The 23,475-nt window shown below is 60.8% G+C and carries 21 protein-coding genes; 9 read left to right on the top strand and 12 right to left on the bottom strand.

Annotated elements, in window-relative coordinates:
• Positions 1-3 precede the first annotated feature (3 nt).
• From PH603_RS09305 to PH603_RS09285, 5 genes are all read right to left on the bottom strand, one after another.
• Positions 4-525 carry a tetratricopeptide repeat protein gene (locus PH603_RS09305; RefSeq protein ID WP_289502108.1) on the bottom strand — a complete coding sequence of 174 codons (522 nt, stop codon included), beginning with the start codon at positions 523-525 and terminating at the stop codon, positions 4-6.
• Between the two features lie 85 nt (positions 526-610).
• Positions 611-1,924 carry an RsmB/NOP family class I SAM-dependent RNA methyltransferase gene (locus PH603_RS09300; RefSeq protein WP_289502107.1) on the bottom strand — a complete coding sequence of 438 codons (1,314 nt, stop codon included), beginning with the start codon at positions 1,922-1,924 and terminating at the stop codon, positions 611-613.
• 12 nt (positions 1,925-1,936) lie between these two features.
• Positions 1,937-3,406 carry an IMP dehydrogenase gene (guaB, locus tag PH603_RS09295; RefSeq protein WP_289502106.1) on the bottom strand — a complete coding sequence of 490 codons (1,470 nt, stop codon included), beginning with the start codon at positions 3,404-3,406 and terminating at the stop codon, positions 1,937-1,939.
• A gap of 134 nt (positions 3,407-3,540) precedes the next feature.
• Entirely contained in the window at positions 3,541-4,281 is a 741-nt protein-coding gene (locus tag PH603_RS09290; protein WP_289502104.1) for an RlmE family RNA methyltransferase, read from the bottom strand.
• Between the two features lie 16 nt (positions 4,282-4,297).
• Positions 4,298-5,308: a Ppx/GppA phosphatase family protein gene (locus PH603_RS09285; protein ID WP_289502102.1), complete on the bottom strand. Its 1,011-nt coding sequence runs from the start codon at positions 5,306-5,308 to the stop codon at positions 4,298-4,300.
• Between the two features lie 350 nt (positions 5,309-5,658).
• Between PH603_RS09285 and PH603_RS09280 the strand changes: the two genes are divergently transcribed.
• On the top strand, positions 5,659-5,820 hold the full coding sequence (locus tag PH603_RS09280; protein WP_289502100.1) for a hypothetical protein: 162 nt from the start codon (positions 5,659-5,661) through the stop codon (positions 5,818-5,820).
• Positions 5,821-6,187: 367 nt separating this feature from the next.
• Here the strand turns inward: PH603_RS09280 and PH603_RS09275 are convergent, their stop codons facing one another.
• Complete coding sequence (locus tag PH603_RS09275; RefSeq protein WP_289502099.1) at positions 6,188-6,934, bottom strand: hypothetical protein; 747 nt, start codon at positions 6,932-6,934, stop codon at positions 6,188-6,190.
• Positions 6,935-7,119: 185 nt separating this feature from the next.
• On the opposite strand from PH603_RS09275, the gene PH603_RS09270 reads away from it, so the two are divergent.
• The 3 genes from PH603_RS09270 to PH603_RS09260 all read left to right on the top strand — a co-directional run bounded on the left by PH603_RS09270 (position 7,120) and on the right by PH603_RS09260 (position 11,958).
• Complete coding sequence (locus PH603_RS09270) at positions 7,120-7,650, top strand: PadR family transcriptional regulator (protein WP_289502098.1); 531 nt, start codon at positions 7,120-7,122, stop codon at positions 7,648-7,650.
• A 73-nt stretch (positions 7,651-7,723) separates the two neighbouring features.
• Complete coding sequence (locus PH603_RS09265) at positions 7,724-8,785, top strand: efflux RND transporter periplasmic adaptor subunit (protein WP_289502097.1); 1,062 nt, start codon at positions 7,724-7,726, stop codon at positions 8,783-8,785.
• Positions 8,782-11,958: an efflux RND transporter permease subunit gene (locus PH603_RS09260; RefSeq protein WP_289502095.1), complete on the top strand. Its 3,177-nt coding sequence runs from the start codon at positions 8,782-8,784 to the stop codon at positions 11,956-11,958. Before PH603_RS09265 ends, PH603_RS09260 begins: the two co-directional genes overlap by 4 nt.
• A 14-nt stretch (positions 11,959-11,972) precedes the next feature.
• On the opposite strand, the gene PH603_RS09255 is transcribed toward PH603_RS09260, so the two are convergent.
• Together PH603_RS09255 and PH603_RS09250 are read right to left on the bottom strand one after the other, a co-directional pair.
• Complete coding sequence (locus PH603_RS09255) at positions 11,973-12,761, bottom strand: CDP-alcohol phosphatidyltransferase family protein (protein WP_289502093.1); 789 nt, start codon at positions 12,759-12,761, stop codon at positions 11,973-11,975.
• 16 nt (positions 12,762-12,777) lie between these two features.
• The gene (locus PH603_RS09250; RefSeq protein ID WP_353507349.1) at positions 12,778-13,440 is read right to left on the bottom strand and encodes a phosphatidylserine decarboxylase; all 663 of its coding nucleotides are present in this window, start codon (positions 13,438-13,440) and stop codon (positions 12,778-12,780) included.
• 237 nt (positions 13,441-13,677) lie between these two features.
• Here PH603_RS09250 and PH603_RS09245 point away from each other — a divergent pair, with 237 nt between their 5' ends.
• Positions 13,678-14,088 carry a hypothetical protein gene (locus PH603_RS09245; RefSeq protein WP_289502092.1) on the top strand — a complete coding sequence of 137 codons (411 nt, stop codon included), beginning with the start codon at positions 13,678-13,680 and terminating at the stop codon, positions 14,086-14,088.
• 9 nt (positions 14,089-14,097) lie between these two features.
• Here PH603_RS09245 and PH603_RS09240 read toward each other — a convergent pair whose 3' ends face one another.
• Positions 14,098-15,120 (bottom strand): LysM peptidoglycan-binding domain-containing protein, encoded by a 1,023-nt coding sequence (locus PH603_RS09240; protein ID WP_289502090.1) that lies wholly within the window; start codon positions 15,118-15,120, stop codon positions 14,098-14,100.
• 152 nt (positions 15,121-15,272) lie between these two features.
• On the opposite strand from PH603_RS09240, the gene PH603_RS09235 reads away from it, so the two are divergent.
• The 3 genes from PH603_RS09235 to PH603_RS09225 all read left to right on the top strand — a co-directional run bounded on the left by PH603_RS09235 (position 15,273) and on the right by PH603_RS09225 (position 17,761).
• A complete protein-coding gene (locus PH603_RS09235; protein ID WP_289502089.1) occupies positions 15,273-15,863 on the top strand; it encodes an LOG family protein in 591 nt (196 codons plus the stop codon).
• A gap of 138 nt (positions 15,864-16,001) precedes the next feature.
• Positions 16,002-17,216: an NADP-dependent isocitrate dehydrogenase gene (locus PH603_RS09230; protein ID WP_289502086.1), complete on the top strand. Its 1,215-nt coding sequence runs from the start codon at positions 16,002-16,004 to the stop codon at positions 17,214-17,216.
• A gap of 101 nt (positions 17,217-17,317) precedes the next feature.
• Complete coding sequence (locus PH603_RS09225) at positions 17,318-17,761, top strand: DUF6265 family protein (protein WP_289502084.1); 444 nt, start codon at positions 17,318-17,320, stop codon at positions 17,759-17,761.
• Between the two features lie 10 nt (positions 17,762-17,771).
• Here PH603_RS09225 and PH603_RS09220 read toward each other — a convergent pair whose 3' ends face one another.
• The 3 genes from PH603_RS09220 to recA all read right to left on the bottom strand — a co-directional run bounded on the left by PH603_RS09220 (position 17,772) and on the right by recA (position 22,874).
• The gene (locus PH603_RS09220; protein ID WP_289502082.1) at positions 17,772-18,752 is read right to left on the bottom strand and encodes a substrate-binding domain-containing protein; all 981 of its coding nucleotides are present in this window, start codon (positions 18,750-18,752) and stop codon (positions 17,772-17,774) included.
• A gap of 202 nt (positions 18,753-18,954) precedes the next feature.
• Positions 18,955-21,603: an alanine--tRNA ligase gene (gene alaS / locus PH603_RS09215; protein WP_289502080.1), complete on the bottom strand. Its 2,649-nt coding sequence runs from the start codon at positions 21,601-21,603 to the stop codon at positions 18,955-18,957.
• Between the two features lie 188 nt (positions 21,604-21,791).
• A complete protein-coding gene (gene recA / locus PH603_RS09210; RefSeq protein WP_353507348.1) occupies positions 21,792-22,874 on the bottom strand; it encodes a recombinase RecA in 1,083 nt (360 codons plus the stop codon).
• 179 nt (positions 22,875-23,053) lie between these two features.
• On the opposite strand from recA, the gene PH603_RS09205 reads away from it, so the two are divergent.
• On the top strand, positions 23,054-23,467 hold the full coding sequence (locus PH603_RS09205; RefSeq protein ID WP_289502077.1) for a hypothetical protein: 414 nt from the start codon (positions 23,054-23,056) through the stop codon (positions 23,465-23,467).
• Positions 23,468-23,475: the final 8 nt, after the last annotated feature.

Here is a 23,475-nt window from a genome sequence, read left to right as displayed (position 1 = left end):
GGCTCAGCGCCCTTCAGTGGCGGGCGTTGCGTCCGCCATTTTGGACTTGGCGTCGGCAGCTTCGGCTGCAGCGTGATGCGCCTCGATAGCGGCTGTCACTTTATCCAGCGACGGGCAATCGTTCGCGCAAATCTCGGCGATGCGGGCACGGTTGCGCTCGGCACGGTCCGGCAGCTTGCGCTTGAGGAAGGCCAGCGCCTGGCTTTCCAGTGCCACCACATTGTTCGGGCGGATTTCGAGGGCCTGCCGGTAATATTTCAGGCTGCGGCCTAGTTTGCCCTGCTCTTCAAACGCATGGCCAAGGCCCACAAGCGCTTCAACATTTGCAGGGTCTGCCACCAGCGCGCGTTCAAACAGGAGCTGCGCGTCGGCTGCATCCTTGGCAAGGGCGGCCTCCGCCTGCGTCACCAGATCTTTCGACAGGGCCTGATACTGGGGCGCCGTCTGGGCCGCCACCACGGGGGCCGCCAGAAGCGCACAGAGGGCCGCACCGGTGATGGATTTGCGCAGGTTCAAGAAAGTCATTCCGTCCTCGTTCGTCTTCTTGCCGGCAAAACTCTGCCGTCCATTAATGGAAGCATAGCCAGTCCGCCTGTGGCTGTCTGCAACTTTATGCGCCGGGCTTGCGTTCGAAGAAGGCAATGAAGAAACCGTCTGTGGCGTGGGTATGCGGCGCCAGCTGCAGGTCGGTGCCATTCAGGGCAAGCGATGCGGGCGCCTCGCCTTTGAGCCACGGCCCCGTCCAGAAATCGCGGAAATCGCGCCGGACGAAATCCGGGTTATCTGCGGCAAACGCATCGGCAACCGCCTCGTTTTCTGCCGGCAGCAGCGAGCAGGTCATGTAAACCAGCAGCCCGCCGGGCTTCACGAGCGCCGAGGCCTCCTTGAGGATCGAGCCTTGCAGCGCTGCCTGCTCTGCAAGCGCGGCATCATCAAGCCGCCAGCGCTGGTCCGGGTTGCGCCGCCAAGTGCCGCTGCCCGAGCACGGCGCATCAACGACAACCCGGTCCATACGGCCAAGGAGCGGACGCTGCAGCGCCGACCGCTCGTCATCCTCGAACGGCAGCCGTTTGACCTGAATATTGTGGGCACCGGCGCGCTTGGCGCGTTCCTTCAGCGCGTCCAGCCGTTTCCCTGAAATGTCGAAGGCATGGATCTGACCATGGTTTTCCATGGTCGCCGCCATCAGGAGGCTCTTGCCGCCCGCGCCCGCGCAAAAGTCGACGACCTGCTCGCCGGGCCTAGCACCGACAAGCAGCGAGGCAACCTGCGCGGCCACATCCTGCACCTCGATCTGACCATCGCGGTAGAGCGCTTCGTTGGTCAGCATGCGGTGATGCGCGCTGCGAATCGAAATTTCTGTATATTCTTTTAAATCAATAAGTTCAAAATCATTATTAAAGTTATTGATTATCTTTTCACTGACCCGTTTCAGCGGGTTGATGCGCAGGTCCAGCGGGGCGGTTTCGGCGAGTGCAGTCATGGCGGGCGCCAAGGCGTCACCAAAGCGGGCATGCAGGCCAGCCGCCGCCCAATCCGGGATATTCAGGCGGGCATCTTCGGGCGCACTGCCCACATCCACCGACATGCCCTCTTCCGCAGGTGTCAGCGCCGCCGGCGCGAAACGGTCTTCCGTGCCGAACATATCGAGTGCTTCACCGTCCAGCTTCAGGGCAGCAATCACCAGCGCACGGGCTGTAGGCTCAAGCCCGGCAGCGCCCGCCATATGCACAAGGAGCGCCCGGCAGCGCAGGATGCCATAGACAAGCCCGGTTACGGCGCGCCGATCCCCCGAGCCCGCATAACGGCGCGCCCGGAAAAAGCTGGCGACAATCGCGTCGGCCGGTGCGCCGCGCGACACCATCGCCTTCTCGATCTCGTCGAGAAGTTCGATGGCGGCTGCGATACGGGCAGCGGGCGTCATGCCCGAGGCACCTTATTTCGAGGGATAGTTGGGCGACTCGCGGGTGATCGTCACGTCGTGGACGTGGCTTTCCTGCAGGCCCGAGTTGGTGATCTGGACGAACTGGCAGTTACTGCGCATCTCGGGCACCGTGCGGTTGCCGGTATAGCCCATCGAGGCCCGCAGGCCGCCCACCAGCTGGTGGATCACGCCGGCAGCCGGGCCTTTATAGGGCACCTGGCCTTCAACGCCTTCCGGCACCAGTTTCAGCGTGTCTTTCACATCGTCCTGGAAGTAGCGGTCAGCCGAGCCGCGCGCCATGGCACCGACCGAGCCCATACCGCGGTATGCCTTGTAGGAACGGCCCTGATAGAGGAACACCTCGCCCGGTGCCTCTTCCGTACCGGCCAGCAGCGAGCCCACCATGCAGGCACTGGCGCCGGCGGCAATCGCCTTGGCAACGTCACCCGAGGTGCGCAGGCCGCCATCGGCGATGATCGGGATATTGTGCTTGGACGCGTAGGAGGCAACGTCGCTGACAGCCGTCAGCTGCGGCACGCCCACACCGGCCACGATCCGCGTGGTGCAGATGGAGCCCGGTCCGATACCGACCTTCAGGCAATCGGCGCCAGCGTCGATAAGGGCTGCGGCGGCGTCAGCCGTGGCGATATTGCCCGCCACCAGCTGCAGCTTCGGGAAAGCCTTCTTGATCAGGCGAACCTGTTCCACCACGCGCTCGGAATGGCCATGGGCGGTATCAAGGACCACCAGATCACATTCGGCTTCAGCAAGCGCTGCGGCACGCTCATAGCCCTTGTCACCCACGGTCGTGGCAGCAGCCACCCGCAGGCGGCCTTGCGCATCCTTGGCGGCGTTGGGGTTGGCGACGGCCTTTTCCATGTCTTTCACGGTGATAAGGCCCACGCAGCGCTGCTCATCATCCACCACGATCAGCTTTTCAATGCGGTGCTGGTGGAACAGGCGCTTGGCTTCGTCGCTCGAAACGCCCTCACGCACGGTGACCACATCGCGGGTCATCAGCTCGGCAATCGGCTGCGCCATGTTGGACGCGAAGCGCACGTCGCGGTTGGTGAGGATACCGAGGATTTTCTTGGGGCCGGGGCCACCGTTGCGTTCCACAATCGGAATGCCGGAAATCTTGGCCCGCGACATCAGTTCCATGGCTTCAGCCAGCGTCTCGTCGGGATACAGCGTCAGCGGGTTGACGACCATGCCCGATTCGTACTTTTTCACCTGACGGACCATCTCGGCCTGTTCTTCAACGGTCACGTTCCGGTGCAGCACGCCAATACCACCGTTCTGCGCCATGGCGATGGCCATACGGGCTTCGGTCACGGTATCCATGGCGGCGGAGAGAAGCGGGATATTCAGCTCGATATCACGGGTGATGCGGGTTTTCACATCCACCTGTGCCGGCATCACGTCGCTTGCAGCGGGAACCAGAAGAACATCATCGAAAGTAAGGCCGAGACGAATATCCATTGTCTTTCCTGTCGCTTGAGGGAGAAGCCGAATGGACAAAGCCTCCCGCAAAGGACGAGAGGCAAGCCGGGCTTCTTTTGATGTTCGCCGTTCAATACGCCGGGAGCGCGGAAAAAACAACGCGTAATTTGGCCTTATTCTGCGCTTTCGCGATCACTTTCCGCGGCGGCTTCGGCAGGCGAAAGTTTGCGGAAGCCCTGGGCCACCACAAACCATTCCTTGCTGTCCTGACGGCTTGAAGGCGGCTTGGCGTGCTTGACCGTGCGGAAATGCTTCTTCATCCGCACCATCAGGTCGTTATCCGCTCCGCCCTGCAGCACCTTGGCGACGAAGGTGCCGCCTTCCTCGAGATTGTCGATCGCGAACTCGAGTGCCGCTTCCGCCAGCATCATCGTGCGCACCTGATCGGTGCGGCGGTGGCCGGTCGCGGAGTTTGCCATGTCGGACAGGACGATATTCGGTGCGCCGTCGAGATAGGAACGGACCTTGTCGTCCGCGCCCTCTTCCAGAAAGTCCATCTGCACGAAGGTGACACCGGGGATCGGCTCCACTTCCTGCAGGTCGATCCCGAGGACCGGGATCTGGCCCTTGAATTTCTGCATCACCACCTGTGTCCAGCCGCCCGGCGCACAGCCGAGGTCGACGATCCGCTTGGCACCGTCCAGCACCTTGAAGCGCTCGTCAAGCTCCAGAAGCTTGAATGCCGCGCGGGAGCGATAGCCCAGCCGGTTGGCTTCGGCCACATAGGGGTCATTCAGCTGGCGTTCCAGCCAGCGGGTGGAGCTGACCGTGCGGCCACGGGCGGTTTTCACCCGCACCTTGGGGCCGCGCGCCCGGCTTTTTGTCTTCGATTGACTGTTCCAGCCCTTCGCCATCAGTCCTGTCCTTCACTCATCGCTGGCCCTGCTGCCGCCCGCCCCGATAACCGCGCCGCGCCTGTTGGGGCAGCGAGCGTTCGGGCGACATCAGGCCGCGCAGGATGCCTTCGCGGATGCCACGGTCGGCCACGCGCAGGCTTTGTACATTCCACATGCCGAGGATCGCATCGAGGATGGCGCAACCCGCCACCACAAGGTCGGCGCGTTCGTGCCCGATGCAGGGCTCGGCTGCCCGTTCCTCATGCGACATCATGGCGACACTGTAGGAAAGACGGGCAATTTCCGACGATTTCATCCAGGCGCCGTCCACACGGTCCCGGCTGTATCGCGGCAGTTTCAGATGCAGGCTCGCGAGCGTCGTCACCGTGCCCGACGTGCCCAGGAACTGGACCCGCTTGCGCTTGACGACCTTCGACAGCTGATGTGCGTCCTCGAACGCCTGCAGGTGATCGCGCACGGTCGATACCATGCGGTGATATTTATCGATCCCCACCGTAGCACCGGAGGCGCCGAAGGCTTCGGTCAGCGAGACCACACCCCACGGGATCGACATCCAGCCCTGGATCTCGGTGCGGCGCTCAGGCAGCACCTTCACCCAGATCAGCTCGGTGGAGCCGCCGCCGATATCGAACACCAGCGCATGCCGGTTGCCGGGGGCAATCAACGACTGGCAGCCCATGACAGCAAGCCGCGCTTCCTCGCCCGCGCTGATGATATCCAGATTGATGCCGGTTTCTTCGCGCACCCGCGCCAGAAACTCGTCGCTGTTCTCGGCCATGCGGCAGGCTTCGGTCGCCACATGGCGCATGCAGGTGACGCCGCGCCGGTCGATCTTGTCGGCGCAGACCTTCAGGGCTTCGATGGTACGGTTCATCGCGTCGTCGGAAAGGCGACGGGTTTGCGCAACGCCTTCGCCGAGCCGCACGATGCGCGAAAAGGCATCGATGACACGGAAGCCACCGGCGGTCGGTCGGGCGATCAGGAGACGGCAATTGTTGGTGCCAAGGTCGATCGCGCTATACACGGGCCGCGCCTGAGGGCGGCTGGTGCGCGATCCCGGACCATCGGCCCGGGCTGGTGAACGCTCGGTGCTGCGCGGTGGAGTCATTTCCCCATCGGCGCCCGGCGACCCCGCGTTGATTTCGTCTAACGACATAGGGCGCTCTTCGTATTTTCTAGCCGGATCGTTTTGGGCCTGCCTCCAAGGCAGGCGCCCGTTCCGGCGCACTTGAGTTCCTCTTAACACCAGCAGGCAGGCCTTAGCAACACAAAGCCATCCGTACACCACCTCAAGTGATATGTTCTTTTTTTGTTCTTGACGGGCGCACAATAGCAGAATAAGAACACAACAAGAACATTCAAGAGGACGACCAGATGACCAGCCTGCTCCATGCCCTGCTCTTCGGCCTGTTTGTGATGATCGGCGCCTTCGGGATGACCGCGTTCCAGGATGCCCTTGGCCCCGTGTCGCGTTTCTGGCGGCAACGCCGGGCCAGCCGCCCGATGGGCAGCGCCAGCGGCCTGCGTCTCAACTGAAGTTCGGGATTGGCTGTGCGCCCTGAGGCCAGCACATAAAAAATGGCGCGGCAGATTGGGCTTGCACCCTCTCGCCGCGCCAGAATCCGAGCGTTTTCCCCCCATCGGGACGCTGCCCGGCCTTTCGAGGAAATGTCAGCAGCCGTTTGACCAGCGCTAGTATCAGATAGGGCTCAACCTCCCCAAGTCGCACTATCTGAAGCATTTCCCCGAAGGTGGGTGTATCCGACAAAAAATGGCCTCTTTTGTCAAGGCCTCACGACGGCCTTTTTATTATTTTTTTCAAATACTTGTACGTTATGTGAACTTGTTGCGCATGCGAATATTATTTGCCGCACTGCACCATGCCTGCAAGTTGCCGTTTTCGTTACTGTAACGGATCGCCAGCCAGCCGCATTGCAGCACAGAATTGATCGCCCGACATGCGCTTCAATGTGGCGCAAAGTTCGTCCGCTGCTTGCTGACTGTTCAGCACGCCAGCCTGCAATTTGATGAAGGAACCGAGGCCATCCTGTTGTTCTGTCACAATATATGGCTTCAGCTCGCCAAGCGGCGCACCGAATGCAGCCGCAAGTTGTCTCCACCCGACTCGCGCCTGTTCGATGGTACGGTAGGATGAAAGATGCACGCTGAAGCGAGGCGGCATCGAGGCCTGCCGCGCCCGCTCGGCATCTGCATTGAGGCGCTGCAGTTCCTGCGCCTGATTGCGGTTCACGTTGTTCAGGGTGGCAACCTGTTGCTTCAGGCTGTCGAGTTCGGCACTGAAAGCAGAGGCCGAATCGCGTTGGGCAGTCATCGCTTCGCTCGCCGAGGCCACCTGATTGGCTTCAAGCGCGTTGAGCCGACCTTCAATATTGCCGAGCCGTTCTTCCACGCGCATGAACACGCCTTCAAGGTCACGGAACTTGTCGCGCAGCACCCGATCTTCGACCGGGCCGTTGAGGCCGGGTTGCGGGCCGGTTGCCCCCGTGTTCACCAGAATCTGGTCACGGCGGTCAGATGTTTTCTGCACATCCTCGTCCTTGCCGCCGATCCCGAGCGCGCCGCAGCCCGAAAGTGTGAGGGCAACCAGAAGGCCGGAAAGAGAAGTCTTCGTATAATGATTGAACATCACTGCACCCCATCCTTGGAACGTCACTTTAGCTCATGGCGCCCGCAACCGGAATGCCATACCCGACGCGATTGGCAAGCAAGGGGCGCGCCAAAACCCGAAGGGCTACCGATTTCTGTGCCTCCCCCCTTTACAAAGGCGCCACAGATGCCATCTTCATATGACAGCCCGATATAGAAAGACAAAGAATGGATATCCCCACACTCTGCCTTGGCATCCTCAGCCTTGGTGACGCGACAGGATACGAGATCAAGAAGATGGTTGCCGAAGGCAGCTTCAGCTTCTTCAGCGAAGCGAGCTTTGGCTCGATCTACCCTGCCCTTACCCGGCTCACCGAAGAAGGCCTGATTTCCTGCCGCGCAGAAGCCCAGTCCAAACGCCCGGACAAAAAGATTTACAGCCTGACGCCCGCTGGCCGCGCCGAGCTTGAGGCCGCCCTCGCCAACTCGCCGGGGCCTGACCGCAACCGGTCGGACTTTTTGGCCGCCCTTCTGTTCGCTGAAGCCGTGGCCCCGCACCGTATCGAGGACCTGATCGACGAGCGCATCGCCCACCACGGCGAGCAGATCGAGGCGCTCGAGGTCATGCTGGGCGCCGAGGAAGGTGCTGCCTCTCGCTTCGTGCTGGAATACGGGATCGTCATGCAGAAAGCCGCCCATGATTTTCTCGTGAAGAAAAAAAAGGGCCTGATCGCAGGCATGATGGCCCCGGCTTCGTAACATCTGACGTAAAATTGCCGCAATTCGCCGAAAACTGCGCGCAGGCATATATTTGAAGATACTGGAATAGCTTATGAAGCCGGTCACGACTGCCCTTGTAATCTCTGGTGCCCTTGCCCTTTATCTTGCCATTGGCATCGTTTCAGGGCCCCGCCACGAACAGGCGGTGGAAGCGGCAACCGGCGACAAGGCCTTTCCCGTTGTCTATCAATCCTTCACGGCCCGCGATTTCGGCCATGAAGCCTCGGTGCGCGGCCATACGGAAGCCCTGCGCAAAGTCGCCCTGAAGTCCGAGATCGATGGTCGCGTGATCGCCACACCGGTCGAGAAAGGCACGCGGATCAAAAAGGGCGACGTGATCTGCCGGATCGATACCGCCGACCGCGCGGCAAGCCTTGCCGAGGCAAAGGCGCTTCTGGACCAGCGCCAGCTTGAATATAACGCCGCCGTCGCGCTTGCGGCCAAGGGGCACCGCTCTGAAACGCAAACAGCAGCCGCCAAGGCACAGCTCGATGCCGCCCTCGCCGCCGTTGACCGGCGCGAGCTTGATCTGGCCCACACCGGCATCAAGGCCCCGTTCGATGGCATCGTGGAAACCCGCGAGGCCGAAGTCGGAAGCTACCTGCAAAAGGGTTCGACCTGCGCAACCTTGATGCTGGAAGAGCCCTTCCTGGCCGTTGCCGAGGCGTCTGAAGCCTTCGTCAGTGATCTCGATGTTGGCGAGCCTGCCACGGTTTCCGTCAAGGGCCTGCCGGACATGACCGGGCGTATCCGTTACGTCGCGTCCGCCGCCAATCTGGAAACCCGCGGTTTCCGGGTGGAAGTCGAGCTTACGAACCCTGAGCACACCTTGAAGGAAGGCCTGACCGCAACGATCCGCCTGCCGATCGGTCGCACCCATGCGCATCTCCTGTCGCCGTCGTGGTTCATCCTCGACAAGGAAGGCCGCCTTGGCGTGCGGCTGGTGGATGGGGAAGACCGCGCCACCTTCATGCCGGTTGAGGTGCTGGATGACGCCGAAGGCGGCGTCTGGGTGGCGGGCCTGCCGAACGATATCCGCATCATCACCACGGGTCAGGACTTTGTGGCTGACGGCGAGAAGGTCCGCCTTGTTGAAGAAAGTGCCACGTCATGAGCGGCATGATCGACTTCTTCGTCCGCTCCAAACGCCTTATCCTGACGCTCCTGTCGATCATCCTGATCGCCGGGATGCTTTCCTACGCCAATATCGTGAAGGAGGAGGATCCCCATATCCCCTTCCCGGTTTTCCTGATCAATATCTCGCATGACGGCATCTCGCCGGAAGATGCCGAGCGGCTGCTGATCAAACCGATGGAAGTGCAGCTGCGCGGCCTTGAAGGCCTGAAGCGGCTGGATGCCGTGGGCCGCGAGGGCGGCGCTTACCTGATCGCCGAGTTCCACCCGGACCAGAGCCAGGACCGCGCCCGCCAGCTGGTGCGCGACGCGATGGACATGGCCCGCTCGCGCCTGCCGGACGACACGCTGGAGCCGACCCTTTCGGAATTCAGCACGTCCGACGAGCCGGTGCTGACCATTGTTCTTTCCGGCCCCGTGCCCGAACGCACCATGGCGCAGATCGTCCGCTCAGTGCGCGAGGAGCTAGAGGCCCAGTCGCTGATCCGCGAAGTGGAAACCGGCGGCGAGCGCGAACAGATGCTTGAGGTGCTGATCGATCCGGCCAAGCTGACCGTCTATAATGTCACCCCTGCCGAGCTATACAGCGTTGTTGCCAACAACAACCGGCTGGTGGCGGCAGGCTCGCTTGACACCGCATCGGGGCGCTTCTCGGTGCGCGTGGACGGGCTGGTGGAAGAGCCGGACGATGTCCTCAACCTGCCCATCAAGGCCTCGACTGACGGCGTGGTAACGCTTCGCGACCTGACGACCGTTCGCCGCACCTTCAAGGATGCAACCCGCCTGTCGCACTATAACGGCCAGCCCGCCTACACGATCGATGTGATGAAACGCACCGAGGCGAACGTGGTGGAAGCGGCCGAACAGGCCAAAACGGTGGTTGAAAAGATGCGTGCCAGCTGGCCCGCCGGTATCCAGATCGACTACCTGTTCGACCAGTCGGTGGAGGTCGCCGACTTCCTTGATACGCTCCGCAACAACGTGGTGTCCGCAATCGTGCTTGTGGTGATCATCGTGGTAGCGGCCCTTGGTACACGCGCAGCCATGCTCATCGGCGTGGCCGTGCCCGCCTCGTTCCTGTTCGGCATCATGTGTCTGCATTACACAGGCGAATCCATCAACAACGTTGTGATGTTCGGCCTCATTCTCGCGGTCGGGATGCTGGTCGACGGCGCCATCGTCGTCACCGAATACGCCGACCGCAAGATGGTTGAAGGCCTTGACCGGCAGGAAGCCTACAGCCTTGCCGCCAAGCGAATGGGGTTGCCGATCATCAGCTCGACGCTCACCACAGTTGCTGCCTTCCTGCCGATCATCTTCTGGCCCGGCATCATGGGCGAGTTCATGAAATATATCCCGATCACGGTGATCTATACCCTCATGGGCTCGCTGCTTGTGGCCCTCGTCTTCCTGCCAACGCTTGGCGCTACCATCGGCAAGCCGAGCGAGGTGAATGTCGCCGCCATGCAGGCCCTGTCGCAGGACGCGAGCTTCTCGGTCAACCGGCTCACCGGCTTCACCCGCTGGTACGGTGAAATCCTTGAAGCCGTGGTGCGCAGGCCTTTCCGCGTTCTGGCCGGCACTGTCGTGATCATGGTGATGATCGTGATGGCCTATGGTGCGGCTAACCTTGGCAGCCGCACTTTCTCGGAAGGTGATCCGCCATTGGTGCGCCTGCTGGTGCATGCTCGCGGCAATATGTCGATTGGCGAGATCGACCGGCTTGTCCGTAGCGTGGGCAACCGCGTTTACGACACACCCGGCGTGAAAGCGGTGTGGAGCACCACGATGCTCACCAACAACGATATCACCGGCTCCGAAGACGTCGTCGGCCGCGTCAACCTGATGCTTGATGACTGGAACAAACGCCAGAGCTACGAAGACCTGAAGAACGAGCTGCGCGAACGCACGGCCGATATGGCAGGCATCAAGGTGGAACTTTCCGAAGTCAGCTTCGGCCCGATCCAGGGCAAGGATATCCAGATCAGGCTTTCCAGCGAAGACCCTGCCCTGCTGACAGGTGCCGTCGCGACAGTGAAAGCCAAGCTCGGCGAGATTGACGGTGTGGTGGAAGTGGAAGACACGCTCCATGTGCCGGGTATCGACTGGTCGCTTGATGTGGACCGCGCCGAAGCCGGGCGTTATGGCACCGATGTCACCACCGTCGGCAGTTTCATCCAGCTGATGACCAACGGCATGCTCGCCGGGCGTTACCGACCCGCTGATTCCATCGACGAGGAAGATATCCGCATCCGCCTGCCTCAGGATGCCCGTGGCATCCAGGCCTTTGACGAACTGACGATCATGACGCCGAAGGGGCCGGTCGCGCTTACCAACCTCGTGGACCGGGTGCCGACGCCGAAGATCGGCAAAATCACCCGTACGAACGCCGAGCGCTCCGTCACCGTCAGCGCCAACGTGCGCGACGATGTGCAGGTGAACCGCGTGGTGGATGCCATGAAGGAATGGCAAGGCGCCGCCAAGCTGGACCCGCGCGTGAATGTGAAATTCGAGGGCAGCGACGAATTCCAGCAGGAAGCCTCAAGTTTCCTGTTCGGTGCCATGCTCCTCGCGCTCGCGCTGATGGGCCTCATCCTGCTGGCGCAGTTTAACAGCTTCTACCAGACCGCCCTCATCCTCACTGCCGTGATCATGGGGGCCATCGGTGTGCTGTTTGGCCTGTTCGTCACGGGGCGCGAATTTTCGGTGATCATGACGGGCATCGGCATCGTCGCCCTCGCCGGGATCGTGGTGAACAACAATATCGTGCTGATCGACACCTATAACCGCTTCCGCGAGCATGGCATCGACCCGCTTGAGGCCATCGTACACACGGGCGCCCAGCGCCTGCGGCCGATCCTTCTCACCACCGGCACCACGATGATCGGCCTGCTGCCGATGGCGCTTGAATTCAACGTCAATTTCTTCGATGCGGATATCGAGTTCGGCTCGCCGACCTCGAAATTCTGGGTCGATCTGGCGGTTGCCGTTGTGTGGGGCCTTGGGGCCTCCACGATGCTGACCCTTGTGTTCACGCCCGCCGCCCTCGCCGCACGCGAACAGCTGCGGATCAAATGGCAAGCCCGCCGTGGCCGCAAAGCCGACAGCGACGTCGCTGCAAGTGCTGACGAAAACAAACTGGCCGCTGAGTAGCGGCCAGTTCTTCGTCATTCTTTCGGTGAGTGCAGCTCGGCGCCCTGCCGCTGCTTCTGCCCTACGCGGCGCTTGAAGGCCACATAGCTGAACGGCAGCGTCGCAAGGTAGGTGAGCCCCAGAAGGATGATCACTTCCCACGTGCGGGCGAAAAGCCCGGCGATAATCGCGCCGATCAACAGCATGAAGGGCGAGAACCATTGCTTCGGCATGCGGATCGACTTCAGCGACCATGTCGGCAGGGTCGAAACCATCAGCATGGCGACGAACATCACATAAAGGCCGATGATGCGGGGATAACCGCGCACCAGATCGGTTTCCGCCACCAGATCGATCATGATGGGCATCAGCATGAGCGCCGCACCCATCGGCGCTGGCACACCCGTGATGAAACCGAGGCGGCGGCGGGGCTCGTCCTCGTCTTCCATGCGCGCATTGAAGCGGGCAAGCCTGAGCGCCATGGCGATGGCATAGAGAAGCGCGAAGGCCCAGCCGAGCCGGTCGATGCTTTCAAGCGTCCAGAGATAAAGCACAACCGCCGGCGCCACACCGAAGGCGACGTTATCGGAAAGCGAATCAAGTTCCGCCCCGAAACGGCTGGTGCTTTTCAGAAGCCTTGCGACGGTGCCATCCAGCCCGTCGAACACACCGGCCACGATCACGGCCCAGACGGCCAGTTCCCACTTGCCGGCAAGCGCGAAGCGAATGGCGGTGAGGCCAGCCACAAAGGCAAGCAGCGTCACCACATTCGGCAAGATGGTGCGGATCGATATCTCGCGGAAAAGAAGGGGACGATTATCCATGGGGCGTCCCGATGCTTCAGGCCGAACGACGCGCGATGACGGTCTCGCCGCCAATCATGGTCTGGCCCACTTTCACCATCGGCTTCAGCTTGGCGCTCAGATAGATATCGGTGCGGCTGCCAAAGCGGATCAGGCCCATGCGATCGCCGCGGTCCACCTTCTGGCCTTCTTCAAGGTCGCAGAGGATACGACGCGCCACGAGCCCTGCAACCTGTGCGAAGGCAATATCGTCGCCGTCTTCGGTCGTCATACGGACAAGCTGGCGCTCGTTTTCCTCGCTCGCTTCTTCAGCGGCGGCATTCAGATATTTGCCGGGCACATAGGCAAGGCCGGTGATGGTGCCGGCGGCGGGCACGCGGTTCACATGCACGTTGAACACGGAAAGGAAGATCGAGACACGGGTAACCTTCTCGTCGCCCATGCCGAGCTCGGCGGGCGGGGTCGCTTCCATAATCAGGCAAACGGTGCCGTCGGCGGGGCTTACGAGGATGCCCTTCTCTTCCGGCACCACGCGGTGCGGGTCACGGAAGAAATAAAGGCACCATGCTGTCAGCACGAGGCCGATCCAGCCAAGCGGCGCCCACAGCGCCATCAAGACGATCGACGCCGCGAAGAACAAAGCCACGAAGAGATGACCTTCGCGGTGAATCGGCGTCATCACGACATCCATTGCTTTCATCGAAACAAACCTTTTCCCGTATGGGGACCTGTAAAATTCAGGACACACTGACGATTTGGGCCCGCGTCGTCAAGCTTAGCCCGATCACGCTGGCCCCAAAGGCGGCTTCATGGCAAGATGGCGGGGCAATTGTCAACGAACGTCTTCCTACAATTTAACGCTTGTTTAAAAGAGCTTCTTCAAGCTATTGCGGGTGAACCGTCCTTTCGTTTCCCAAACGGGTGAAAGTTTCGACCTATGAAACTGCATGACAGTCTCGAACGCGCCAAGGGGCATCTTGAAAACCTTGATGAGGCCCGCTTCGACGAGATCGATTTCGAGTGGGAAGGCATTCACTTCCATGCACGCTCGCTGAAAAAGGGCGGCAATGGCGGCGAAATCCGGCTGAATGCCAAGCTCGGGCAGGTCTATTTCACCATCGAGGACGAACTGCAGCGCGGCCTCGCGCTTGAGCGGCTTTTCCTCAACAATCGCGGCGTGGACGGCGCCTACCGGATGAACCGCGATGGCATGGTTGAATTTTCGAGCATCACGACGACCGAGGATTATATGGCCGGCGCCAGCCTGATGGGCGCGCTGACGCTTATCCTGCTCGAATCGGAAAATCACCTGCGGTCGCTGCGCGCGCACCTGAAGCCGCTGGACTGAGGCAGCACCTCAGCCCCGTTCCCCTTCCGGCAGGCGGAACATCTGCCCGGGATAGATGAGATCCGGATCGCGGATCACTTCGCTGTTTTCCTTGAAGATCATCGTATAGCGCACACCGGAGCCATACAGCTGCCGCGCGATGTGCCACAGCGTGTTGCCCGGCTGCACGATCACACCGCCCGCAGCCTGACGGGGGTCAAGCGGCAGGCCAGCTTCCACCGGTTGCTCGATCCTGAGCTGCACGGTGCCATCCTTACCAATCGTCTGGTCCACCCGGATCGTATGCCGGCCGCCACCAATAGTGTTGGCTGCGGTCACCGACCAGGTGCCATCATCCTTCACCCGGGTGACACCGATGAATTCATCATCAACATAGACCCGCACATCAACGCGCGGCAGGGCGCGGCCACTGATGACCGGCGAACCGCCGTCACCATAGTCAAGTGCGTCCACCGAAAGGCTGTCACCTACTTCGGCAATGGAGGCCGTACCCGGCTTCTGCAACAGGCGGCTGCCACCCTCGCCCGATTTGGGGCTGAGAACGGCAACAACACCGCTTTCGTCGCGTTCGGCAAAGCTGCGGTCGTCGGGCTCAGGGACAGATACCACGACCACATCATCGGCTTCGGCCACCGTACCGGTCGCCGGATCATGGCTTTTCAGATTGAGAGAAACAGACCCGGCTTCCAGCGGCTGTTCCAGCACGATCACCCATTCACCCTGGGCGTCGGCATCCACTTCGGCAATCTTCACATCATTGGCATAAAGCGTGACATGGGCATTGGGCGCCACGCGACCGGCGATAACGCCTGTGCCACCACGCGCGATCCGCACCAGATCGAACGCCGGCTTTTGCGGTGCTTCGGCAACCGGCTGTTCCTTGGCGCCGGGGACAACGGGGCCGGTCGGAGCCGGGGTGCCATTGCCTGCAGTGAATTGCCAGATCACAGCCGAGACAGCGAGGACGATCACAATGATCGCTGCCAGCTTGACCTTCGGCGGCAATCCGTCGTTTTCTGTTTCAAAAGCCATGATGGGTCGAACGCCTGTTAGTTTTGTTGTTCATTAACAATCGGCCGCTAATGTTGAAAGATGTTTCTGAGAGCGGCCCGATTCCGGCCTTGCGGCCAGATAGAAGCATCGACGGCCATAATGCCCTTGTCGCCCTATATTGTGGAGAGAATATGACCCTTCAACCCCTCAAATCCGTGTGTGTTTATTGCGGATCGCGCACCGGGGCCAATCCGGTGTATGCGCGCGAAGCAACCGAGCTTGGCAAAGGCCTTGCCGAACGCGGGCTTGATCTCGTTTACGGCGCCGGTTCTATCGGCCTGATGGGCCTTGTCGCCCGCGCCTCGGTGGACGCCGGCGGCAGTGTGATCGGCATCATCCCCGACCATCTGGACGCCGTGGAAATCACGCAAGGGGGCCTTGCTGAAATCCATGTCACCGGGTCGATGCATGAACGCAAAAAAATGATGTTCGACCGGTCCGACGCTTTTCTCGTGCTGCCCGGCGGCCTTGGCACGCTTGACGAACTGTTCGAGATCGTCACCTGGGCACAGCTCGGCCTGCACCGCAAACCCATCGTTCTCGTCAATTCCGGCGGCTATTGGGATGCACTCGTCACGCTGGTGCGAAGCATCGTCACCGAAGGCTTTGCAAAGCCCGCCCACGCCGACCTGATCACGGTGACGGCATCGGCTGCAGAAGCGCTTGCCCACCTTGATAGCGTGGCTATGGTAGAGGGCGAGGGCCTGAGTGAACTGATCTGACAAGTCCCGGCCCATAAAGGGCTTCAAACGCCGAAAGCTTGATGCTAGGGTGCCGCCCAATATTGGCGCAGCCTCCCTGCGCCCGAACGCGCTGCCCGGTTTCTGACACCGTTTACCGGGCCAACAATTGAGGACAAGATGAGCAAGATTAAAGTCAAAAATCCTATCGTCGAGGTTGACGGCGACGAGATGACCCGGATCATCTGGCAATGGATCCGTGAGCGCCTTGTGCAGCCCTATCTCGATGTGGAACTCCTCTATTACGATCTCTCGATCGAAAAGCGCGACGAAACCAACGACCAGATCACCATCGATGCCGCCAATGCCATCAAGGAACATGGCGTGGGCGTGAAGTGCGCGACCATCACCCCTGATGAGCAGCGCGTTGAGGAATTCGGCCTCAAGAAAATGTGGAAAAGCCCCAACGGCACCATCCGCAACATTCTGGGCGGTACGGTGTTCCGCGAGCCGATCATCATCAAGAACGTACCGCGCCTTGTGCCGGGCTGGACCAAGCCGATCGTAATCGGCCGCCATGCGTTTGGCGACCAGTACCGCGCGACCGACTTCAAAGTACCCGGCAAGGGCAAGCTCACCATGCGTTTCGAGCCCGAGGACGGCGGCGAAGCCATCGAGCACGAAGTGTTCAATTTCCCGAGCTCCGGCGTGGCCATGGGCATGTATAACCTTGACGATTCGATCATGGATTTCGCCCGCGCCAGCATGAACTATGGCCTTGACCGCAAATGGCCGGTTTACCTTTCCACCAAGAACACGATCCTCAAGGCCTATGACGGTCGCTTCAAGGACCTGTTCATGGAAGTGTTCGAGACCGAGTTCAAAGACAAGTTCAAGGACGCCGGCATCACCTACGAACACCGCCTGATCGACGACATGGTCGCAAGCGCCCTCAAGTGGGCTGGCGGCTTCGTCTGGGCCTGTAAAAACTACGACGGCGACGTGCAGTCTGACACAGTGGCACAGGGCTTCGGCTCGCTCGGCCTGATGACCTCGGTTCTGATGACGCCCGATGGCAAAACCATCGAAGCCGAAGCCGCCCACGGCACGGTGACCCGTCACTATCGTCACCACCAACAGGGCAAGGAAACCTCGACGAACCCGATCGCCTCGATCTTCGCTTGGACGCGAGGCCTCAAGTATCGCGGCATGCTCGATGGCACGCCGGAAGTATCGGCCTTCGCTGAAACGCTTGAGCAGGTTTGCGTTGAAACCGTTGAACGCGGCAGCATGACCAAAGACCTTGCACTGCTGATCGGCCCGAACCAGAGCTGGATGACCACCGGCCAGTTCTTCGACAAGATCGACCAGAACCTGAAAGCCAAGCTCGGCTAAGCCACGTTTCAGCGCAGAATTCAGGAAAGGCCGTGCCGGATGGTGCGGCCTTTTCTCTTTAAGGGTATGATCATCGCACCCAGCCACCACGGAGCCCTGCCATGCCTCGTCCTCGTCTGCTTGCTTATGCCGCCATCGCCTTCCTCGCCTGTCCCTCAGCCCATGCCGGCGATTTCGACTGGCTGACCGGCCATTGGCGCAGCGAGCAAGGCAGCAAGGTGAGCGAGGAAATGTGGACGAACGGCGAAGGCGGCGTCTATTTCGCGGTCAACCGCAGCCTCAAGGACGGCAAGACGGGGAATTTTGAATTCATCCGGATCACGACGGGGCCGGACGCCGCCTATATCGCCCAGCCGGGCGGCGGCACACCGGTCGCCTTCCCGCTGGTGGAACATAGCGCCAGCAGCGCCGTGTTCCTGAAGCCGGATCACGACTATCCGCAGAAAATCAGCTATGTGCGGGACGGCAATCGCCTCACCGCCACCATCTCCAAGGCTGATGGTGCGGATGCCACCAGCTGGGCATGGACCCTCGTCGAGGAATAAAGGCCGGCCACTAGTCCGAATGATGGACCATGCGGGGAATGGGGCCAACGACCCGCGGCACCGGCATGCCCTCCAGCAACATGACAGCCAGCGATACCCCGATCCGCGCCTGCACCACGGGCTCATCGGTGCCAACCGCCATCAACTTGCCCCGCGCGAACAGGTCCATCACTGTCGGCGTGGCATAGTAGGAAAGGACCGGCATGCCGTGGGGTAGCATGCCCGATGCCCGCAGGGAAACGGCGGCAGCCGCAGTCGGCGCCGTGCCAACCACCATATCGAAGGGGCCGTGTTTGTCCCATGCGTCGCGGATGAGCTGCGCCTGTACACGTTCGAACGGCGGGCCATACAGCGAGATGACCTCGATCCCCGGCACGTCTGCCAGCGTTTCGGTAAAGCCCTTGTGCCCGCATTGCACCCAGTTGGCCATTTCCGGCCCGGGCACCCACAGGACCCGCGCTTTGCCCTTCGCCCCCACAGCACCCTTGGCAGCCATATCACGCGTCATCTTGGCGGCCAGACTGCCGAGATGCCAAAAGTCGACCATGGCATGCGCTGAAACTTTGGTGTCGTCATAGCCGTTGATCAGGTCGATAACCGGGATACCGGCGGTGCGGGCAGCTGCCAATGGCTCATTCAGGCCACCGTCTTCGATGGCGGCGATGAGGATCGCATCATACTTGCCGCCCACACAGCGGGACATCAGAAGACGCCGTTGCTGCTCGAGGCCCGAAGCGTCATAGCCGCTCGCCTCGAAAACAGCGACCCTCACGCCAAGGGCAGCTGCTTCCTGACGCAGGCCATCCACGACCCAGTCCCAGTAGCTGTCGCTGACATTCGGAAGAACGGCGCAAATTCGCCAGGGCTTGCTTGCGGCCTCGGGGCCTTCGAAGCGAACAGTACGTTCCGCCTGTTCCGGATTGTCGCTCTGGAAGGTCTGAACTCTCAGCCCGTCAAGTTCAAGACGAGCCTCAGCCTTCACTGCCGGCATTATTAATCCCAACGCCAGCACAAGCGTTCCAAAGCCAATGCGCTTCACATCTTGCCCCCGCAATACTCATAAACACGCGAGAAGACTGCGCAATCCACTCGTCTTAGTCAACGAGTGATTGCATATGAAACAATATTTTCAAATGAAAAGGGGCAGCGTCACCGCCACCCCTATCATCTTGATTTGATTTATACTCAAGGTCTCAACCAGCGAGCGCAGCTTCGATTGCCGCAATGGCATCAGCGACCTTGCCGCCATCCGGGCCACCGGCCTGCGCCATGTCCGGGCGGCCGCCGCCACCCTGCCCGCCAACGGCTGCTGTGGCTGCGCGCACGAGGTCAACCGCGCTCACCTTATCCGTCAGGTCCGCCGTCACGCCGACCGCGATAGCGGCCTTGCCATCGGCATTCACAGCGTAGGCCACGACACCCGAGCCCACCTGGCCCTTGGCTTCGTCTACAAGGCCGCGCAGGTCCTTGGCGCTGACGCCTTCAAGCACGCTGCCGAGGAACTTGACGCCGTTCACATCCTTCGCTACCGGGCCGCTCGACGCACCACCACCAAGGGCAGCTTTCTTCCGGGCATCGGCCAGATCACGCTCCAGCGTGCGCTTCTCGGCCACAAGGGCTGCAACGCGCTCCGGCAATTCTTCGGCTTTGGTTTTCAGTGTACCGGCGGCTTCCTTCAGAAGCGTCTGCTGGGCCAGCAGGTGATTGAGGGCGGCTTCGCCCGTCAGTGCCTCGATCCGGCGCACGCCGGCAGAAACACCGCCTTCGGAAACGATCACGAAAAGCCCGATATCGCCCAGCCGGCGCACGTGCGTGCCGCCGCAAAGTTCCACCGAGAAATGCGGACGGCTGCTTTTCAGCTCGTCGCCCATCGAAACGACACGGACCTCGTCGCCATATTTCTCGCCGAACAGCGCCATGGCGCCGGCTTCAATGGCATCGTCATAGGAAAGGAGGCGGGTTTCCACATCGGCATTGCCGCGAATGAGGGCATTCACTTCCTGCTCGATGACGCGCAGCTCGGCCTCTTCAATCGGCTTCGGGTGCGAGATATCGAAACGCAGCCGCTCGGGCGCCACCAGCGACCCTTTCTGCGTCACATGCTCGCCGAGCTTGCGGCGCAGGGCTTCGTGCAGAAGGTGCGTGGCAGAGTGGTTGGCACGCAGGCGCGTGCGGCGGTTGCCATCGACGACAAGGTCAAGGCTGTCGCCGACCTTAACGTTGCCAGCCTTCACGGTGGCACGGTGAGCATGCAGCGCACCAACCATTTTGGCGGTGTCGGATACATCCAGTGCCGTGCTGCCAGCCTTCATGATACCGGCGTCGCCCATCTGGCCACCGGATTCGCCGTAGAAAGGCGTCTGGTTCATCACGACAAGCACTTCGTCACCTGCATTGGCAGCGGTGACTTCCTGGCCGTCCTTGACGAGCGCCACAACGGCGCCTTCGGCATGCTCGGTCGTGTAGCCGATGAATTCGGTGGCGCCGGCGCGGTCGAGGATATCGAACCAGACCTTTTCGGTGGCCGTGTCGCCAGAGCCCGCCCAGGCGGCGCGCGCCTGCGCCCGCTGGCGGTCCATGGCCTCGTTGAAGCCAGCCACGTCAACCGTGCGGTCCTGTTCGCGCAGGGCATCCTGCGTCAGGTCCAGCGGGAAGCCGTATGTATCGTAAAGCTTGAAGGCCACATCACCCGGCAGGGCAGCACCCGACGCAAGTTTCGAGACTTCGTCATCGAGAAGACGAATGCCTTTTTCGAGCATGGCGCGGAAACGCGATTCCTCAAGCTTCAGGGTTTCCTGAATGAGCTTTTCGGCGCGCACGAGCTCGGGGAACGCCGCCCCCATTTCAGCCACCAGCGTGGGGGCGATCTTGTGCATCACGAGGTCCTTCGCGCCCAGCATATGGGCGTGGCGCATGGCGCGGCGCATGATCCGGCGCAGGACATAGCCACGGCCTTCGTTCGACGGCAGCACGCCGTCCGCGATCAGGAAGGACATGGCGCGCATGTGATCGGCAATCACGCGGTGCGAGGCGCGGGTTTCCTTCACCTCTTTCGCGCCCGTTGCATCAACGGACGCCGCAATCAGGCGGCGGAAAAGGTCGATATCATAGTTATCGTGCACGCCCTGCATCACGGCGGAGATACGCTCCAGCCCCATGCCGGTATCGATCGACGGCTTCGGCAGGTTGATGCGCTCGCCGGAGGCCAGCTGCTCATACTGCATGAAGACGAGGTTCCAGATTTCGACGAAACGGTCGCCGTCTTCCTCGGGCGTTCCCGGACGGCCACCCCAGATATGGTCGCCGTGGTCATAGAAGATTTCCGAGCACGGGCCACACGGGCCGGTATCGCCCATCGACCAGAAGTTATCGCTTGTCGCGATGCGGATGATGCGGTCGTCCGGCAGGCCGGCGATCTTGCGCCAGAGACCGGCAGCTTCTTCGTCCTCGTGATAAACGGTGACGCAAAGGCGGTCGGCATCGATGCCGAAATCCTTGGTGATCAGGTTCCAGGCATGTTCGATGGCGCCGTCCTTGAAATAGTCGCCGAACGAGAAGTTGCCGAGCATTTCGAAAAAGGTGTGGTGGCGGGCGGTGTAGCCGACGTTATCGAGGTCGTTATGCTTGCCGCCGGCGCGAACGCATTTCTGGCTGGATGCCGCGCGCTTGTAATCGCGGACTTCGGCACCCGTGAAGACATTCTTGAAAGGCACCATCCCGGCGTTCGTGAACATCAGCGTCGGGTCGTTGATCGGCACCAGCGGCGCGGAGGCGACGACCGTATGGTCAGCCTTGCCGAAATAGTCGAGAAACCCTTTGCGAATGTCGTTAACACCGGTCATGAAGCCGTTCCTGTCACTAGCGTTCGTGGCACCATACCCATGATGGGTACACCAAGAGCGCCTATTTAGCGGGCATGGGCGCCCGTGTCCAGCATGCCCCGTGGGCGAAACGCGCAAAAAGCAGCGGGCCGCCCGCTGCCGGACGGCCCTTCCCTTGATCCTGCTGCCGTGCCCTTCGGGCCAGGCTTTTATTCGTCGCTATAGTCGCCGCCGTCTTCATCATCCGGCGAGGTCAGCATCGCTTCGTTCATGGTGCCGGAATTCTGGCGGATCACCCGCTCGATATCGGCAGCCACATCCGGATTGTCGGCGAGGAATTTCTTGGCATTCTCGCGGCCCTGCCCGATGCGCTGGCTGGAATAGCTGTACCAGGAACCCGATTTCTCGACGACACCGGCCTTGACGCCAAGATCGAGGATTTCGCCGTTCTTGGAAACGCCTTCGCCGTACATGATATCGAACTCAACCTGTTTGAACGGCGGGGCAACCTTGTTCTTCACCACTTTCACGCGGGTCGTGTTGCCGACGATATCTTCCTTGTCCTTGATCTGGCCGACGCGGCGGATATCGAGACGAACCGACGCATAGAATTTGAGCGCGTTACCGCCCGTGGTGGTTTCCGGGCTGCCATACATCACACCGATCTTCATGCGGATCTGGTTGATGAAGATAACAATCGCATTCGAGCGCGAGATCGAAGCAGTGAGCTTCCTCAGCGCCTGGCTCATCAGGCGGGCTTGCAGGCCCACGTGGCTGTCGCCCATCTCGCCTTCAAGTTCGGCGCGTGGCGTAAGGGCTGCGACCGAGTCAACGACGAGGATATCGACAGCGCCCGAACGAACGAGCGTATCGGCAATTTCCAGCGCCTGTTCGCCGGTGTCCGGCTGGCTGACGAGCAGTTCGTTCAGGTCCACGCCCAGCTTACGGGCATAAACGGGATCAAGGGCATGCTCGGCATCAACAAAAGCAGCGGTGCCGCCCTTCTTCTGGCATTCCGCCACGGCATGCAGCGCGAGCGTCGTTTTACCCGAGCTTTCCGGGCCGTAAATCTCAACGATACGGCCTTTGGGCAGGCCGCCAATCCCAAGCGCGATATCAAGGCCGAGAGAACCGGTGGAGATCGATTCGATCTCGATGGCCGTTCCCTTCTGGCCGAGTTTCATCACAGAACCCTTGCCGAACGCACGGTCGATCTGGCTGAGGGCGGCTTCTAGCGCTTTGGACTTATCCACTGAGTTTCCTTTAACGAGTTGCAGTTCCGGCATTGCCATGAGAGCCCCCTTATTCCACAGGCTGGATATGCTTGCAATGCGGCATTCGTACCATGTTTGTTCCCATGGCGCAATATTGTTTGTTCTGTTTTTGTACCAACCTGCTCACGCAGCCCAATTGACACTTTGATCAATCATAGAAAGAATTTAACCATCGTTTCGGCCTACCGGGGGTGACGATGATATCGTCGGACAACGAAGAACGCAGCAACAAGCCTTCATGGCGTTTCACTATCGGTGCAGCGCTGCTGCACACTATTTTTCTTGCGCCAATCGCATGGCTTCTTTGGCAGAACTTCTTTGGGGAGGCATCCTCCATCCAAGAAACTGTTCGATTGACCGTTCTGATTTTTATCGGCCTGGTAACAGGCGTCAGAATATTGCACGCATTCCCATTGTCCGCGGGCCTTCATTGGATATGGTTCATTTTGGCAGCCGCGATCGTCGCGCTAATATTCTCTGCTAGCACACTTGCCCTTCCCTATCTTTTCGCTTCATGGCAGCTGACAAGCCTGTGGCCAAGCATAGCCTTCAGCTTCACCGTTGCATTCATCGCAGCCAATCTGATTTGGCTGATGGGGAAGATCACTTAGCGCAACAG

Origin of the sequence: Gimibacter soli (assembly GCF_028463845.1) — a bacterium.
Classification (GTDB): Bacteria; Pseudomonadota; Alphaproteobacteria; order Sphingomonadales; family Kordiimonadaceae; genus Gimibacter; species Gimibacter soli.
This window is presented reverse-complemented; position numbering and strand designations above follow the sequence as displayed.